The sequence below is a fragment of the Microbacterium sp. PRC9 genome (assembly GCF_031844125.1).
Classification (GTDB): Bacteria; Actinomycetota; Actinomycetes; order Actinomycetales; family Microbacteriaceae; genus Microbacterium.
On sequence record NZ_JAUZUR010000001.1, the window covers coordinates 706,024 to 723,074 of the forward strand.

At 69.3% G+C, this 17,051-nt stretch carries 13 protein-coding genes; 3 read left to right on the top strand and 10 right to left on the bottom strand.

Annotation, left to right across the window (positions count from 1 at the left end; genetic code table 11):
• Positions 1–100: 100 nt before the first annotated feature.
• Both glmS and coaA read right to left on the bottom strand, forming a co-directional pair.
• Positions 101–1,951 (bottom strand): glutamine--fructose-6-phosphate transaminase (isomerizing), encoded by a 1,851-nt coding sequence (gene glmS / locus Q9R33_RS03035; RefSeq protein ID WP_311292826.1) that lies wholly within the window; start codon positions 1,949–1,951, stop codon positions 101–103.
• A 99-nt stretch (positions 1,952–2,050) separates the two neighbouring features.
• Positions 2,051–3,004, bottom strand: coding sequence for a type I pantothenate kinase (gene coaA, locus Q9R33_RS03040; protein WP_310248873.1), 954 nt, complete (start codon positions 3,002–3,004; stop codon positions 2,051–2,053).
• A 171-nt stretch (positions 3,005–3,175) separates the two neighbouring features.
• On the opposite strand from coaA, the gene Q9R33_RS03045 reads away from it, so the two are divergent.
• Both Q9R33_RS03045 and Q9R33_RS03050 read left to right on the top strand, forming a co-directional pair.
• Positions 3,176–4,663: a heme peroxidase family protein gene (locus Q9R33_RS03045; RefSeq protein WP_311292827.1), complete on the top strand. Its 1,488-nt coding sequence runs from the start codon at positions 3,176–3,178 to the stop codon at positions 4,661–4,663.
• Positions 4,664–4,743: 80 nt separating this feature from the next.
• Complete coding sequence (locus tag Q9R33_RS03050; protein WP_310248870.1) at positions 4,744–5,688, top strand: Ppx/GppA phosphatase family protein; 945 nt, start codon at positions 4,744–4,746, stop codon at positions 5,686–5,688.
• A gap of 9 nt (positions 5,689–5,697) precedes the next feature.
• On the opposite strand, the gene Q9R33_RS03055 is transcribed toward Q9R33_RS03050, so the two are convergent.
• The 8 genes from Q9R33_RS03055 to Q9R33_RS03090 form a co-directional block, all read right to left on the bottom strand.
• Positions 5,698–6,459: a hypothetical protein gene (locus Q9R33_RS03055; RefSeq protein WP_235560270.1), complete on the bottom strand. Its 762-nt coding sequence runs from the start codon at positions 6,457–6,459 to the stop codon at positions 5,698–5,700.
• 229 nt (positions 6,460–6,688) lie between these two features.
• Complete coding sequence (locus Q9R33_RS03060; RefSeq protein WP_311292828.1) at positions 6,689–8,707, bottom strand: GH32 C-terminal domain-containing protein; 2,019 nt, start codon at positions 8,705–8,707, stop codon at positions 6,689–6,691.
• Positions 8,708–8,792: 85 nt separating this feature from the next.
• Positions 8,793–9,758, bottom strand: coding sequence for a glycosyl hydrolase family 32 (locus Q9R33_RS03065; protein WP_311292829.1), 966 nt, complete (start codon positions 9,756–9,758; stop codon positions 8,793–8,795).
• Positions 9,759–9,846: 88 nt separating this feature from the next.
• Complete coding sequence (locus Q9R33_RS03070; RefSeq protein ID WP_311292830.1) at positions 9,847–10,791, bottom strand: carbohydrate kinase; 945 nt, start codon at positions 10,789–10,791, stop codon at positions 9,847–9,849.
• Positions 10,788–11,741 carry a carbohydrate ABC transporter permease gene (locus tag Q9R33_RS03075; protein WP_311292831.1) on the bottom strand — a complete coding sequence of 318 codons (954 nt, stop codon included), beginning with the start codon at positions 11,739–11,741 and terminating at the stop codon, positions 10,788–10,790. The genes Q9R33_RS03070 and Q9R33_RS03075 overlap by 4 nt, the downstream gene beginning before the upstream one ends.
• Before the next feature lies 1 nt (position 11,742).
• A complete protein-coding gene (locus Q9R33_RS03080) occupies positions 11,743–12,684 on the bottom strand; it encodes a sugar ABC transporter permease (protein WP_311292832.1) in 942 nt (313 codons plus the stop codon).
• A gap of 58 nt (positions 12,685–12,742) precedes the next feature.
• Positions 12,743–14,032, bottom strand: coding sequence for an extracellular solute-binding protein (locus tag Q9R33_RS03085; RefSeq protein WP_311292833.1), 1,290 nt, complete (start codon positions 14,030–14,032; stop codon positions 12,743–12,745).
• Positions 14,033–14,073: 41 nt separating this feature from the next.
• Entirely contained in the window at positions 14,074–15,162 is a 1,089-nt protein-coding gene (locus Q9R33_RS03090) for a LacI family DNA-binding transcriptional regulator (RefSeq protein ID WP_056371187.1), read from the bottom strand.
• A gap of 197 nt (positions 15,163–15,359) precedes the next feature.
• Between Q9R33_RS03090 and Q9R33_RS03095 the strand changes: the two genes are divergently transcribed.
• Positions 15,360–16,973: a glycoside hydrolase family 68 protein gene (locus Q9R33_RS03095; RefSeq protein ID WP_056371189.1), complete on the top strand. Its 1,614-nt coding sequence runs from the start codon at positions 15,360–15,362 to the stop codon at positions 16,971–16,973.
• The last annotated feature ends 78 nt before the right edge of the window (positions 16,974–17,051 follow it).

Sequence of the window (17,051 nt, forward strand, 5' to 3'; positions counted from 1 at the left end):
TGGTCCTCCTGCGTGCTGCGGCCGCAGCATCCGCCACCCTATCGCGCGGGCGCGTCGCCGCCGCCTGCCGCGCAGCGCACGGCAGGCGGAACGGATGCTGCTACTCGACCGTGACCGACTTCGCGAGGTTGCGGGGCTGGTCGACGTCGAGGCCCTTGGCCGTGGCGAGGCCCATCGCGAAGATGTGCAGCGGCACCACGGCGAGGAGCGGCTCGAAGAACGGGCCGGCCAGCGGGATGCGGAGCACCTCGTCGGCCTTGGGCAGCACCGCCGCGTCGCCCTCTTCGGCGATCGCGATGACGCGGGCGCCGCGGGCGCGGATCTCCTCGATGCTCGAGATGACCTTCTTGTGCATCTCCGACGACTTGCGGGGCGACGGGACCACGACGAACACGGGCTGGCCGGGCTCGATGAGCGCGATCGGACCGTGCTTGAGCTCGCCGGCGGCGAAGCCCTCGGCGTGGATGTACGCAAGCTCCTTGAGCTTGAGCGCTCCCTCGAGCGCGATCGGGTAGCCGACGTGGCGACCGAGGAAGAGCACCGAGCGGGTGTCGGCCATCCAGCCGGCGAACTGCTCGATGTGCGCCTGCTCCCGCTCGAGGATCTGCGCGATCTTGCGGGGGACCGCCTCGAGCTCGCGCACGTGGTCGACGGCGTCGGCCGCGCTGATCGTGCCGCGGACGCGACCGATGTGCAGGGCCATGAGGTACAGCGCCGTGATCTGCGCGACGAACGCCTTGGTCGAGGCGACCGCGACCTCGGGGCCGGCGTGCGTGTAGACGATCGCGTCGGACTCGCGCGGGATCGTGGCGCCCTGGGTGTTGCAGACCGACAGCGTCTTCGCACCGTGCTCACGGGCGTACTTGACGGCCATGAGCGTGTCCATGGTCTCGCCCGACTGGCTGATCGAGACGACGAGGGTGTCGGGGCCGATCACCGGGTCGCGGTAGCGGAACTCGTGGGCGAGCTCGACGTCGACGGGGATGCGCGTCCACTGCTCGATCGCGTACTTGCCGACCTGGCCGGCGTACGCCGCGGTGCCGCAGGCGATGACGATGATGCGCGAGACGCCGGCGAAGAGCTCGTCGAGTCCGTCGAGCTCGGGGATCACGACCTCGCCGTCGCGGACGCGGCCGCGCAGCGTGTTGGCGACGGCCTCGGGCTCTTCCGAGATCTCCTTGGCCATGAACGACGACCAGCCGCCCTTCTCGGCGGCGGACGCGTCCCACGTCACCTCGAACGGCTCGACCTCGACCGGTTTGCCGCTGAAGTCGGTGACGGTGACGGCCTCGGGCGTGATCGCGACGATCTGGTCCTGGCCGATCGCGAGGGCGTTGCGGGTGTGCTCGACGAACGCGGCGACGTCCGAACCGAGGAAGTTCTCCCCCTCGCCGAGGCCGATCACGAGCGGCGAGTTGCGGCGGGCGCCGACGACGAGGCCCGGCTGGTCCTCGTGCATCGCGAGCAGCGTGAAGGCGCCCTCGAGGCGGGACACGACCGCGCGGAATGCCGTGACGAGGTCGCCGGCACGCTGATACTCGCGGCCGAGGAGCACGGCGGCCACCTCGGTGTCGGTCTCGCTGCGGAAGGTGAACCCGTCGGCGAGGAGCTCGTCCTTGAGCTCGGAGAAGTTCTCGATGATGCCGTTGTGGATCACGGCGAGCTTGTCGTCGTCGGCGAGGTGCGGGTGCGCGTTGCCGTCGGTCGGTCCGCCGTGCGTCGCCCAGCGGGTGTGGCCGATGCCGGTCGTCCCGTCGGCGAGCGGGTGGGCGGCGAGGTCGTCGCGCAGCACTTTCAGCTTTCCAGCGCGCTTGCGCATCCCCAATCCGCCGTCGCCGTCGATCACGGCGATGCCTGCGGAGTCATAGCCGCGGTACTCGAGGCGCGAAAGGCCTGAGATCAGGACGGCCTGGCTCTGCCGCGGGCCCACGTATCCGACGATTCCACACATGCCGTCAATGGTAGGCGGCGGGTTTCGCTAGGAACCCTTACGAATCCAGATTCCCCGCCCTTCCCCGGTCGTCGAGCGAGCGAGGAACCCCGCACGGCGCTACAGCTTGCGCAGGAGCACCGTCTCCACGGTGTGGTCGGCCGCCTTCTGCAGCACGAGGTTCGCGCGGTGACGCGTCGGGAGCACGTTCTCCTCGAGGTTCGGGAGGTTGATCGAGTTCCAGAAGCCGAGCGCGCGCTCCACGGCCTCCTCGTCCGACAGCTGCGCGAAGACGTTGAAGAACGACTTCGGGTTGCTGAATGCGGCCCGGCGCAGGGCGAGGAAGCGGTCGACGTACCACTGCGCGATATGGGAGGCATCCGCGTCGACGTAGATGGAGAAGTCGAACAGGTCGCTGACGGCGACGTCGTTCGGGGTGGGGGGCGGCTGCAGTACATTGAGGCCCTCGACGATGACGATGTCGGGGCGGCGCACGGTGATGACGGCGTCGGGCACGATGTCGTACCGCATGTGCGAGTAGAACGGCGCCTTCACCTCGGGGGCGCCGCTCTTCACCTCGGTGAGGAACGACACGAGCGCGCGACGGTCGTACGACTCGGGGAAGCCCTTGCGCTCCATGAGGCCGCGGCGCTCGAGCTCGGCGTTCGGGTAGAGGAACCCGTCGGTCGTGACGAGCTCGACGCGGGGGGTTCCCGGCCAGCGCGAGGTGAGCTCGCGCAGCAGGCGCGCGATCGTCGACTTGCCCACGGCGACCGAGCCCGCGACGCCGACGATGAAGGGGGTGGTGGAGTCCGCCTCGCCGAGGAAGCCGGACTCCTCCTGGCCGAGGCGTTTGGTCGACTCCGCGTACAGCGACAGCAGGCGCGACAGCGGCACGTACACCTGCGCGACCTCGGCCATGTCGAGGCGGTCCCCGAGCCCGCGGATCTGCACGATCTCGGTCTCGGTGAGCGGCTGCGTCAGGCCCGACGCCAGGCGGGCCCAGTCGGCGCGGTCGATCTCGCGGTACAGCGAGAGTGCGGGGGCGACAGCGGTCGCTTCGTCGGCGGACATCGCGCCCATCGTAACCGCTGGCGCGGGAGATGACGGATGCTGCGTCCACAGGCGCTCCGCGCGGGCGCCGGCGGGCAGCATCCGTGGTGCCGATGTATCTCACGTCGACGGAGACCGCTCTCCCAGAGTGCGTGTTCGCGCGCAGGGGGAGTCCGTTCGAAGGAGATGATCATGACCCGCCACGGCTCGTATCCGGTCGACATCGTGCCGCCCCGGTCGAAGTATTACGACTCGGGACGCTTCGGCCGCATGTTCGGCAAGCTGCCACCGTTCGCCGCCGACACTCCGGAGGTGCGGGCGGCCCTGCTCGACATCGGCAAGCCGGAGGGCATCATGGACGCCCGCGACGACCTGGCGGCAGGTCCTGTGCAGCTCATCGTCGATCCCGCCCTGTCGCACGGCAACCGCAACAGCACGACGCATGTCGCCGGTGACACGTTCCTCGGGCAGTTCATCGACCACGACATCACGTTCGATCCGACGTCGAGCCTCGAGCGCCAGGCGGATCCCGAGTACATCTCGAACTTCCGCACCCCGAGCCTCGGCCTCGACAACGTGTACGGGTCCGGCCCGAACGCGTCGCCGTTCCTCTACGACCAGCAGGCCGGTCACGGCGTCACGATGCTGGTCGAGGAGTGCGGCACGCCGGGCAGGTCGGACCTCCCCCGCAACGCGCAGGGCGTCGCACTGATCGGCGATCCGCGCAACGACGAGAACCTCATCGTGTCGCAGCTGCAGACCGCGATGCTGAGGTTCCACAACGCCGTCGCCGAGCACGTCCGCACCGACCTCGGGATCACGGCGCCGGGCGAGCTGTTCGCCGAGACGCAGCGCATCGTCCGCTGGCACTACCAGTGGATCGTCGTGCAGCACTTCCTCCGCAAGCTCTGCGGGTCGGCCGTCGTCGACGACGTGCTCCAGAAGGGGCGCAGGTTCTACGCGTGGCACAACGAGCCGTTCATCCCGGTCGAGTTCTCGGTCGCGGCCTACCGGTTCGGCCACAGCCAGATCCGTCCGTCCTACCGGGCGAACTTCACGGGCAACCCGGGCGGCACGCCGTTCTTCGGCATGATCTTCACTCCGGCCGGGGGCCCAGCGGGCGACCCCGACGACCTGTCGGGCGGATGCCGCGCCCCGCGCCGCTTCATCGACTGGCCGACGTTCTTCGACTTCGGCGACGGCAACGTCCGCCCGAACAAGAAGATCGACACCACCCTCTCGTCGGCGCTCTTCGCGCTGCCGGGCTCGGTCGTCGCCCGCCCGGACGCCGCGACGAATCCGGCGTCGCTCGCGCAGCGCAATCTGCTGCGGCACCTGACGTTCTCGCTGCCGTCGGGGCAGCGGGTCGCCCGGGCGATGAATCTGCCCGAGCTCGCACGGCGCGACCTCGACGACCTCCAGCAGTACGGCATGGACGACCGCACGCCGCTGTGGTTCTACATCCTCCGCGAGGCCGACATCGTCGAAGACGGCGAGCGCCTCGGCCCGGTCGGCGCGCGGATCGTCGCCGAGGTGTTCCTCGGCCTCCTGCAGGGCGACCGCGCGTCGTACCTCGCGCAGGATCCCGATTGGCAGCCGTCCCTCCCGACGATCGACCCCGGTCGCACGGGCGACGACTTCCTGATGATCGACCTGCTCCGCTACGCGGGCGTCGCGTAAAGACGGGACACGGATGCCTCGACCCGGCCGTTCCGGCCGGGCCGAGGCATCCGTGTGTCCGGTACCGCTACTCTTCTTGCGTGCGCCTCGGAGTTCTCGACATCGGCTCGAACACCGTCCACCTGCTGGTCGCCGACGTCCGCCCCGGCGGCCGGCCGCTCGCCGCGACGAGTCAGCGCACGGTGCTGCGGCTGATGCGCTACCTCGCTCCCGACGGCTCCATCACCGAGGAGGGCGTCACGGCGCTCGTCGCCGCGGTGACCGAGGCGCGCAAGATCGCGTCCGCCGAATCGGTCGACGAACTCCTGGCCACCGCGACGAGCGCCGTCCGGGAGGCGAAGAACGGGCCCGAGGTCATCGCGCTCATCGAAGAGGCGCTGGGCCAGCCGCTGCAGGTCCTCGGCGGCGAGACCGAGGCGCGGTACACGTTCCTGGCGGTGCGCCGCTGGTTCGGGTGGGCGGCAGGGCAGATCCTGCTGTTCGACATCGGCGGCGGCTCGCTCGAGATCGCGGCCGGAGCCGACGAACTGCCCGAGCAGGCAGCATCCGTCCCCCTCGGCGCGGGGCGCATGACGGTGCAGTTCCTTCCCGACGACCCGCCGGGCGAAGCCGCCGTCGAGCAGCTGCGCGACCACGCGCGCGCCACCCTCGCCCCGGTCGCCGCGTCGTTCGGCTCGCTCGCGAAGCCCGACCACGTGGTGGGCTCGTCGAAGGCGATCCGCTCGCTGGCGAAGCTCGTCGGCTATCCGGTTCCGGGCTGGTCGGGAATCGAACGGATGCTGCTCCCCCGCGCCTCACTCGGCTCGTGGATCCCGCGCCTGGCCCGCATCCCCGCGTCGGCGCGTCAGGAACTGCCCGGCATCACGCCGGACCGGACGTTCCAGATCGTCGCCGGCGCCGTCGTGCTGCACGAGGCGATGCGCGCGATGGACGTGGACGAGCTCGAGGTCTCGCCGTGGGCACTCCGGGAAGGCGTGCTGCTGCGCTACATCGAGTCGCTCAGCTGGAGCGCGCCGAGCGCCTGAGCCCGCGGGCTACGCCTCGATCGCCTCGGTGTACGCGGTGTAGATGCCGTAGACCGCGATGCCGGCGAGGTGCCAGTCGCGCGGGCCCTCGGGCCCGAGGGCGGTGACACGAGGCGCGTCGACCATGGCCGGGTTGATGCGGCGGTGGTCGCTCATGCCGTCGACCATCGCCATGATGGCCACGGCGAGGTCGCGCTCGTCGACGCCGTCGCGCATGCGGAGCCCGAAGGCGGCATTGAGTCCCCGGTACGTCTCGGCCATGTGGGTCAGGTAGCGGTCCTCGATCTCGGACAGCAGCGCACGGACCTCCTCCCCGCCGGGAACGGCGTCGCCACTGGAGAGCGCAGCCGACATGGCGCGATAGGCCCGGAACGCCACGGTGTGCTCCACGGCGGTCATGTTGTGCGACACGGTGACCCGCAGAGCCTCGCGGAGCGCGATCTGCCGCCCCACGGGAGTGCTCATCACCTGGGGGTCGCCGGCCACCGCGTCCTCGAGGTGACGGAGCGTTTCGCCGTCGAACCCCTTGTCGAAGCCCGGATCCGCTTCGAACAGGGCCCGCACCAGGTCGGCGACGAACGCCACGCGGTCGGGCCAGATGCGGAAGACGGTCGAGCGCGGCACGCCGGCCGTACGGATCAGGTCCTCGAGCTCGATGTTGGCGTAGTCGAGCAGCAGACCTTCCTCTTTGACGCGGTCGACCGCGACCGCCAGCATGAGGGCTCGCGTCTCGCCGGCAGGCCGCCGCGATCGGGATTCGGGTTGCTCCACCACTCGATTATCGTCCTCGGCGCGCTGTCCGGTAGGCCCCTTCGCCTCCGCAGAAACTCGCGGTGCCGGGTCCCCAGAACCCGGCACCGACTAGATCGAACACGACGGCATGGGGCCGCCGGCAAGATCGGCGTGCATGAGCCCCCCGACTCGTGCACGCGTTCCAGACTAGAGACTAGGAGTCTCATATCTCAAGTCGACTCGAGAATGCGCGGCCATCAGACTGCTGTCAGTCTGACAGGACGACCTGGTCGACCATGAGATGACCCCATTGTCCGGTCGCGTCATCCAGGATCTGGAACTGCGCCGAGCGCCCGGCGAGGTCGCGGAGGTCCCACTGCACGTGCCGCAGGTCCGCCGAGTCCGCGCCGGTCGCGGTGCGCACCGGCCGCCCGTCGACGAGCAGCTGGACGGAGGTGGCGGGCTCCACGCCCAGCGGATGATCCCCGCCGCCGACGAGGAAGTGCAGGAAGTTCCTGTCGATCGTGAACGCCGGCGAGGTGATCGTGCCGGTGGCCGGGTCTCCCCCGCCCGCGAAGGTGTCGGCGACCCGCGCGCCGACCCGTCCGCGCAGGTCGGCCGCGCTCGGTCCTGCGCCGATGAAGCCCCCCGTCGCCGTCCACCCCTGACCCCACGTGTCGCCCTCGAAATCGGCGATCACCCGGGCCGGCCGCTGCACGACGCTGCCGAACTCGGTGATCGTCAGATCGTGGAACACAGCCGGGCCGCCCGAGGAGTAGAGAGCGATGCCGTCGTCACCCGGCGGGGCGAACACCTGGCTCGAATGGACGTATCTTCCGTCGTCGACGAAGACCTCGATCGTCGTGCGGTCGACCAGGATGCGCAGGTGCACGGTGCCGGCACCGCCGGCGAAGGGCGTGCGACTCTCGGTCTTCCAGGTTCCGGCCGGGTAGCCGGTCTGACCGCGGTTCAGGTAGGCGTAGGTGCCGGTCACACCGACATCGGCGTGACGCGTCCCGTCGGCGGAGCGCCGCAGCTGCAGGCCGATGTTGGTCGCGGTCTCCCACGTCACATCCGCCTCGACCTGGTACGCGTCGCCCTCGTAGGCGAGCGGCAGGAAGCCGTCCACGGTCACGTCGCCGAGCTCCGTCCGAGCCGTCGCGATGTCGGCGAGGGCCGCCACCGGCTGCGACACCAGGCTGAACGCGGAGCCGTAACGCGTGAGGCGCAGCTCTCGGGTGATCGAGTCCGTGCCGTTGAAGCCGGCCGCGGTCCAGGTCGGGGTCGAGTGCGCGTAGTCCCAGTTGTTCATCCAGCCCACGGCGTAGCGGCGGTCCAGCGGCGAGGAGGGGTCCTCCCACGTGACCGCGCCGTACCAGTCGAACCCGTGATCGAGCCATTGCGGGGCGCTCGAATCGAAGGTGAACGACGTGCCGTCGAACGCGCCCGTCCAGTACGCGAACGTCGCGGGCTCTCCGGTGGCGTACCCGTTCGCACTGACGCCGAACACCCACTTCATCGTGCCGTCGTCGGCGCGGATCCGGAACAGATCCGGGCACTCGATCGTGCCGATGCCGGGGTTCACGTACTCCCAGGTGCGGGACCATGTCTTCAGATCCGGAGACGTGTAGAAGCTCACCCGGTCGCGCTCGGCGATCAGTGCGAGCCAGCGGCCGCGCTCGGCGTCCCACACGATCTTCGGGTCGCGGAAATCCGCGCGTCCGCCGTTCGTGATGACGGGCTGATCGCCGTACGGCCGGAAGTTGCGGCCGCCGTCCGTCGAGTACCAGAGGAACTGCGCCTGCGGCCCTGAGGCGTTCGCCTGCTGAGCCGGTGTCGGATGGTCCATCTGCGTCACGAGCATCACCACGGCGCCGGCCCCGAAGCCGGCGGTGTTCGCTTCGTCGACCACGGTCGACCCCGACCAGAGGTCGTAGTTCGCGTTCGTCCTCTTGGGTGCGGCGACACCCTGATCGGCGAACACGACCCCGTCGTATGAGGTCGCGAGCCGCCACTCCGTGCCGAAGTTCGCCGTCGGGTCCGCGTTGTAGTCGCTGTTGTAGAGGTAGTAGTAGTGGAACTTGCCGTCTAGGAAGACCGGCCGCTGGGGGTCGTTCTTCCAATGGTCGGGCACCGTGAAGTGGTACTGCGCGCGGTAGTCGGCGGCGGAATCGGCAGCCGCGGCGTCATCGCCGGCGCCTCCCGCCACCCCTCCGCCGATCCCCACCGCGATCACGGCCAGCGCGCCGGCCGTCAGACGCGCGGAGCGTCGCTTCGAAACTGACATCATCGTCATCCTTCTGTCGGCGCGGACACCGCCCGCCGAGAGGCGGGCCGGCCGGGGCTCGTCCGCGAAGCCCCGGCCTCGAACCTCAGGCGGAGAGAGCCACCGCCTCGTGGCGGACGAGTCGCTCGCCATCCCAACGCACCGGCATCGGGTCGGTGACGCCGCCCACGAACCGTCCGTCCTCGCCGATGTTCCGGAACGCGAACAGCAGCCATTCGCCGTCCGAACGGCGCTGCAGCAGGCGCCCGACGTACAGGTGCTCGTCGGTCAGCGGATACGCGGCGTCGATGTCGAACGGTCCGAGCAGGCTCTCCGCCGGAACCGCCCAGGTGCCGGCCGCAGCGGCGCGCCGGGACTCGGTGCTCTGCTCCTTGAGACAGGAGAAGATCACCACCGGGCGCCCGTCGACGATCTCGGCCTGCAGCACCTCGAGCTGCCCGAATCCCTCGACGCTCGGCGCGCTGAGCGGTTCTCGCAGCTCCCATATGCGCAGGTCCGCCGACCAGGCGTGCCCGATGACACCGCGTCCGTCCACCGGTCCCTCGGGAGAGCGGGCCGTGATGAGCATGTGCCAGCCGTCCCCGCCCGGGTCGGCGAACACCCACGGGTCGCGGAAGGCCTCGTCGTGCCACGCGCCGCTCGAGAGCTTCTCGTACCACGGCCCGTTCGCTTCGAGCACCGGGCCGTCGGCCTTGGTCCACGTGAAGAGGTCCGGCGACGTGGCGTAGCCGATCCGCTGCACGTTCTGACCGCCGGGAGCGAGCGTCGCGCCGGTGTAGAACATGAACCATGTCCCGTCCGGGTGACGCACCACAGATCCGGTCCACGTGGCGAGCTCGTCGAAAGCGGGGGCGTCGCTGCGCACCAGCGCATCGGCCACCTGCGTCCACTCGACGAGGTTCGTCGAGACCGCGTGCCCGATCGAGGCGCGGTAGTGGCGGGCTTCGGGGTCGTGGAGCGCCCGCGAGGCGTACAGGAAGAAGAGGTGGTAACGGTCGCCGTCGTCGGCGAACCAGTAGTCCCATACCCAGGAATCGGGGAGGTCGAACACGAGAGTTCCTTCAAGAGTCGTGCGCGGGAATCGCGCGATGGTGAGCCCCTCCGCCCGGCGGGCGGGGAGTGCGAGTGTCAGATGCGGCTTACCGTGCCGTCGCCGGCGCGGCGAGTTCGGCACGACGTGGAGGATCGGCGCCTGGCCGCGAGACGGTGATCGCCGCCGCGTAGGCGGATCTCCGCAGGAGTGATTCGACGACGGACGAACGGCCCCCACCTGCCGTTCGGATCCATGCCCGCAGTTCGTCGCTGCCGACGATGCTGTCGATGAGCACGCCCATGAACGTGTCGCCGGCCCCGACGGTGTCGACCACCTCGGTCACGACGGCGGGCACGGCGACCTCGCCGTCGGCGGTCACGCCGATCGCACCCTCCGACCCGAGCGTGACGACGACGAGTCGCGGGCCCCGAGCGGCCCATTCCCGTGCGACCTGCCGGACGTCCCGTCCGGGGTGGAGCCACCGGATGTCCTCATCGCTCGCCTTCACGACGTCGGCGAGCTCGATCAGCCCGGCGACGCGCTCCCGGACGCGGTCCGGGTCGTCGACCAGCGACGGCCGGATGTTGGGGTCATAGGTCACGATCGCCCGTCCGCGCACGGACCGCACGAGTGCGAGGACGTGGTCCGCGCCGGGTTCGAGCACCGCCGCGACGGAGCCGACGTGCACGACATCGGCCGCGCTCACGAGCGCCTCGAGGCTCGCGGCGTCCGCCCCGAGGTCCCACTCGAGGTCGAAGTCGTACGAGGCGGCACCGCCGGCATCGAGGTGGGCGGTGGCCGTCGATGTGCGCGCCGACGCGACGGCGACCACCTCGACATCGGACTCCCCGAGCCACCGTCGCACACCGCGACCCCGGTCGTCCTCCGCCAGGCGGGTGATCAGCGTCGGGCGCCGCCCCAGCCTGCCCAGCGTCAGCGCGGTGTTCGCGGGGCTGCCGCCGGGCGCCTCCTCGACAGCGCCGTCGGCACGATGGACGATGTCGACCAGGGCCTCGCCGACGACCACGATGCGCGGCATCGCTTCGGTCATCCCTTCACCCCGCTCGCCGCGATGCTGCTGACGAACGCCCGCTGGAACACCAGGAAGACGATGAGCACCGGGATCGTGATGAGCGAGGTGTACGCCATCACCTCGCCCCACGCGGTGTTCAGCTGGAAGAAGTACTGCATGCCGACCATGACCGGACGCAGCTCCTCCTTCTGCACCACCATGAGGGGCCAGAGGTACTGGTTCCACGCCGGCAGGAAGGTCAGGATCGCCACGGTCGCGAAGGCCGGGCCCGACAGCGGCACCAGGATGCGGCGGTAGATCGTGAACCAGCTCGCGCCGTCGATGCGGGCTGCCTCGTCGAGCGACTTCGGGATGGTCGAGAAGTACTGCGTGAACAGGAAGATCGAGAACGCGTTCGCGATGAACGGCACGATCTGCACCTCGTAGGTGTTGAGCCAGCCGAAGTCGTACTTCGGCACGCCGCCCTCGATCACGAGGGTGGGAAGCTGGGCGACCCAGTAGACCATCGGCACCGCGATCGTCTCGAACGGGACGATCAGCGTCGCGATGATCAGCGCGAGCACGACGATCCGGCCCTTCCACGCCAGCCGGGAAAGCGCGAAGCCCGCCATCGAGTTGACGATGAGCCCGAGCCCCACCGTGAGCACCGTCACGAGCACCGAGTTGAACATGAACTGCGCGACGGGCACACGGTCGAACACCCCGAAGTAGTTGTCGAGGCTGATGTCGCCGACCGGGAGGAAGGCCGCGGGCGAGTCGATGTCCTGCAGGATCTGGCTGTCGGGCTTGAGGCTCGACACGAACATGAAGACCAGCGGGAACAGGAAGATGATCCCGAACAGCGAGAGGGCGATATAGAGGAACACCTTGCCCCGGATGCGCTGCGACTTCTCGCTGCGGCCCGGTGCCGGGCGCGCGGCACGGCGCGAGTCGGCAGGCGCCGTGGTCAGAGTCTGGGTGGCGGTCACGTCAGTCCTTCTCTCGTGTGAGCCGGCGCTGAATGAGCGCGATGGCGAGGACCGCGACGAAGAAGATCAGCGAGATCGCCGCGGCGTAGCCGATCTCCTGCTGCTCGTAGCCCTTGCGCACGGCGTGGAACACGATGGTCGAGGTCGAGTTCACGGGCCCGCCCTGCGTCATGACGTCGACCTGCACGAACAGGCCGAGGGCGGCGATCGTGATCGTGACGAGGACGAACACCATGGTGGGCCTGAGACCCGGCCACGTCACGTTCGTGAACTGGCGCCACGGGCTCGCGCCGTCCATCTTGGCGGCCTCGTACAGCTCCTCCGGGATCGTCTGCAGGCCCGCGAGCCAGATGATCATGTGGAAGCCGACGGCCTGCCAGATCGACAGGACGATGATCGCACCGAGCGCCGTCTTCGGGTCGTTCAGCCAGTCGACGTTCGACCAAGCCCCGAAGGTGAGCGCATCGAACATGGCATTGATGAGCCCGTCCTTCTGGTACATGAACTTCCACAGGATCGAGACGACGACGATCGACGTCACGACGGGGATGAAGAAGATCACGCGGAAGGCGGTCACGCCGCGCATGCGCCGGTTGACGAGCACCGCGAGGAGCAGTCCGAGCGCCGCCTGCACCGGCACCACGACGAGCGCGAACACCGCGGTGTTGCCCACCGACTGCACGAACACCGGGTCGGCGGTGAAGGCGCGGATGAAGTTGTCGAAGCCGACGAACCGCGGCGGGTTCGGCGAGATGAGGCGCGCGTTCGTGAACGACAGCCCGAAGGCGAGGATCACGGGGATCACGAGGAACAGCACGAGGAGGATGCCCGCGGGGGCGATCATCCCCAGTCCTGCCCAGGTCTCGCGTCCCTTGATGGAGCGGAAGCGACGGTAGGCGCGCCGAGGCTCTTCGGCGGCGACCGTCGGAGGGGTGACAGTCATGACAGATCTCTCGGAGAGTGCGCCGGCGAGGGCCACGGGCCCTCGCCGGCGCGGTGGATCACTGGAAGCCGTAGCCGTCGTTCGAGGCGATGTTGGCGTCGATCTCAGAGACGGCACGGTCGAGCGTCTCCTGGACGTCGGCGCCGTTCATGATGTCCTTCGCCGCCGTCTCGAACGTCGTCGAGATGACCGCGTATGCGGGCGTCTCGGGGCGCAGCACGGCGTACTGCTCGGAGAACTCGACGAACGGGCGCAGGGCGCCGTCGTCGCCGAAGTACTCCGACGCCTGGGCGGCGGCATCCGTCGCGGGAATGACGACCTGCTTGTCGGCGAACTCGGTGATGTACTTGTCCTGGAAGCTGAACTCGAGGTACGCACGCGCGCCGTCGGCGTCGTTGCACTTGGACGAGATCGCCCACTGCCACGAACCGCCGCCGATCTTCGGGCCGTTGCCGAGGTCCGGCGGGGGCAGGATCAGCAGGTCGTCGCCGACCTCGTCGAGCGCGGCCACGGCGTTCCAGACGCCGGTGTAGCTGAGCGCCACCTCATCGTCGATGAACTCCTGGTTGCCGACGGTGCCGCTGTTGCCGGCGTACCCGGCGGCGAAGAGGCCCGCGAACCAGTCACCCCACGCGACGGCGTCGGGCCCGTTGAGGGCGCCGTCGGCCGACAGCATGGTGTCGCGGTCGATGAGGTCGCCGCCGAAGCTCTGCAGGAACGGCGAGTAGGCGTACGGCCACCACTCCCCGGTGTCTTCGGCGCCGATGTCGATCGGCGTCTCGTAGCCCGCGTCCTTGAGCGTGGCGAGCGCCGCGCCGAACTCGTCCGCGGTCCACGGCTCGTCGACGGTCGGGATGCGGATGCCGTTGGCATCGAGAACCGACTTGCGGGCGAAGATGCCGAGGGCGGCATCCCAGTAGCCGGCCGAGTAGATCTCGTCGTCCCACACGCCGACGGCCGTGGGCAGCAGCGCGTCCGTGATCTCGGTGGGCAGGTCGAGCGGCTGCAGGTACCCCGCCCACGCCCAGTTCGGCATGATCGGGCCGTCGAGGTCGAGAAGGCACGGAAGATCGCCGGATGCTGCGGCCGCGACGATCGCGTCGTTGTAGGCGCCCTGCGGGAACGACTCGTGCACGACCTCGTAGTCGTCCTGCGACGCGTTGAAGTCGGAGATGATCTGCTCGTAGACCTCGAGCTCGGCCGGGTTGCCCGCCGAGTGGGTCCACATCGTCAACTGGGTGCGGCCGTCCGCGGTGGTGGTGTCACCTTGGCCGGCCTGCCCGCACCCGGTCAGGGCGATCGCCGTGACCAGGCCCGCGGACACGAGGATCGGGGTCCTTGTGCGCATTGTTGTGGTTTCCTTTTCTTGGTGACTCACGCCCGCGTGGGTCACCGATCGGGGGCCGCCTGTGGCGGCCGCTCGGTGTGTGAAGCCCGTCGCCGGTTCGGTTTGGCGACTTGCGCCGGCGGCGGGCCTACGGAGTCTCGTCGGATGACGGGACACTCCATCAGGTGCGTGGCGTCCTCATCCCCTTCCGCGCGGACGCCGAGCGCGACCTCCATCGCCCAGCGGCCCATGGCGTAGTGGGGCAGCGCGACGGTGGTGAGTGGGGGATCCTGTTCCGCGGCGATCAGCTGCTGGTCGTCGTAGCCGACGACGGACAGATCGCGCGGGATGTCGAGGCCGCGGCGGTGTGCGGCGATGTACACGCCGGCCGCCATGCGGTCGTTGAAGCAGAAGATGCCGGTGGGGCGCTCGTCGTCGGGGAGGTCGAGCAGCGCCTCGGCCGCGGCGCGACCGCCGTGGGCGGAGGTCTCGCCGGTGACGTGCAGCGCCGGGTCGGCCGGGATCCCGGCCTCGGCGAGCGCCTCGAGGTACCCTTCGTGGCGCAGTCGCGATGCGAGCGGGCCGGGGTCATCCGTGTCGAGGTAGGCGATGCGCCGGTGGCCGGCGGCGACGAGCTCGCGCACGGCGGCGGCTCCCCCGGCGCGGTCGTCGGGCACGACGCTGCGGTAGCCGCCGTTCACGGGCCGGCAGTCGAGCAGCACCGTCTTCGGGAGGACGCCCTGCGGGACATCCACCACCCGGTGCCACATGCACGCGTAGATCATCGCGTCGACCTGCTGTGCGGTGAGCGCGTCGATCGCTTCGCGCTCGATCGCGGCGTCGCCGCCGGTGTCGAGGAGGTAGACGAGGTGCCCGGCGTCGCGCGCCGCGTCCTGCGCGCCGGCGAGCATGCGACCGGCGAACGGCGTCGTCGCGATCTGGTCGGAGATGAGTCCGACCGTGCGCGTGCGCTGAGTGCGGAGCCCTCGTGCCACCGAGCTGGGCGCGTAGCCGACGGCACGGGCCGCCTCGCGGACGCGCTGGCGCGTCTCCGCCGAGATGCGCGATTCGACGTCGTTCATGACGAGCGAGACCGTGGTCACCGAGACGCCGGCCGCTGCCGCGACGTCTGAGATCCGAGCCCTCGCCATCAGTGACACTCCCTCGTGTTAAATCGATTTATCGCGCGGATCTGATTATGGACCGAGTGACGGCGAACCGTCAAGTGCCACGTTTCGCGAACTCCATGCACCTGCATCCGCATGTGCGCGATCGGCTCGCACATGCAACGATGAGTGCGTGATGCAAATCGATTTGCATCACTGAGAATCCAAGGAGCGAATCAGAAATGCACACTCCCCCGAACAAGGTCAGGCGCGTCCTGACCGGCGGCCTCACCGCCGCTGCGGTCGCGGCTTCCGTGCTCGTCGGCCTGCCCACGGCAGCCCTCGCGGCACCGGCCGCGCCGGCGACGCCCGAGCTGCAGGACGGCCCCCAGCCGACGGCGCACACGCAGCAGGCGTACGCCCCCGAAGACGACTTCACCGCGAAGTGGACCCGCGCAGACGCCCGCCAGCTCAAGCGTCTGTCGGACCCGACCGCGGGCTCGAAGCAGAACTCGATGCCCGCCGAGCTCACCATGCCCGCGGTTGCGCAGGACTTCCCCGACATGAGCAACGAGCAGGTGTGGGTCTGGGACTCGTGGCCGCTGACCGATGAGGACGCGAACCAGTACAGCGTCAACGGCCAGGAGATCATCTTCTCGCTCGTCGCCGACCGCAACCTCGTGTTCGACGAGCGCCACGTGTTCGCGAAGATCGGCTACTTCTACCGCCCCGCCGGCGTCCCCGCCGATGAGCGTCCGGCGAACGGCGGCTGGACGTATGGCGGCCTTGTCTTCGACGAAGGGGTGACCGGCAAGATCTTCCCCGACCAGTCGTACAGCCACCAGACCCAGTGGTCGGGGTCGGCGCGCATCTCGAAGGGCGGCGAGATCAAGCTGTTCTTCACGGACGTCGCGTTCTACCGCAACGAGGACGGCAGCAACCGCAAGCCCTACGACCCGCGCATCGCGCTGAGCGTCGGCAAGGTGCACGCCAACAAGAACGGCGTGAAGCTGACGGGATTCGACAAGGTCACCGACCTGCTGCAGGCCGATGGCACGTACTACCAGACCGGTGCGCAGAACGAGTTCTTCAACTTCCGCGACCCGTTCACGTTCGAGGACCCGGCCCACCCCGGTGAGACCTACATGGTCTTCGAGGGCAACTCCGCCATGCCCCGCGAGTCCGCGACGTGCAACGAAGAGGACCTCGGCTACCGCGAGGGCGACCCCTACGCGGAGACGGTCGAGCAGGTGAACGCCTCGGGCGCCACGTACCAGATCGGCAACGTCGGCCTCGCCAAGGCGAAGAACAAGGAACTCACCGAGTGGGAGTTCCTGCCGCCCATCCTGTCGGCCAACTGCGTCACCGACCAGACCGAGCGTCCGCAGATCTACATGAAGGACGGCAAGTACTACCTCTTCACCATCAGCCACCGCGGCACGTTCGCGAACGGCATCGATGGCCCCGAGGGCGTCTACGGGTTCGTCGGCGACGGCATCCGCAGCGACTACCAGCCGATGAACTCCGGTTCGGGCCTGGCACTGGGCAACCCGACGAACCTGAACTTCGCGGGCGGACAGCCGTTCGCGCCGGACTTCAACCAGCCGATCGGGCACTTCCAGGCGTACTCGCACTACGTGATGCCTGGCGGACTGGTGCAGTCGTTCATCGACACGGTCGGCACGGAGGGTGACTTCCGCCGCGGCGGCACGCTCGCGCCGACCGTGAAGATCGACATCGACGGCGCCTCGTCGGCGGTCGACTACTCGTACGGGACCGGCGGGCTCGGCGGCTACGCCGACATCCCGGCGAACATCAACGTCAACAACGGCGGCAAGGTCACGCCGCTGCCCTGACCTGAAGACCGTCGAGCGGATGCCTCGGCACGGCCCCCGTGCCGAGGCATCCGTTCGTCCCGTTCCGAGCCGAGAAGG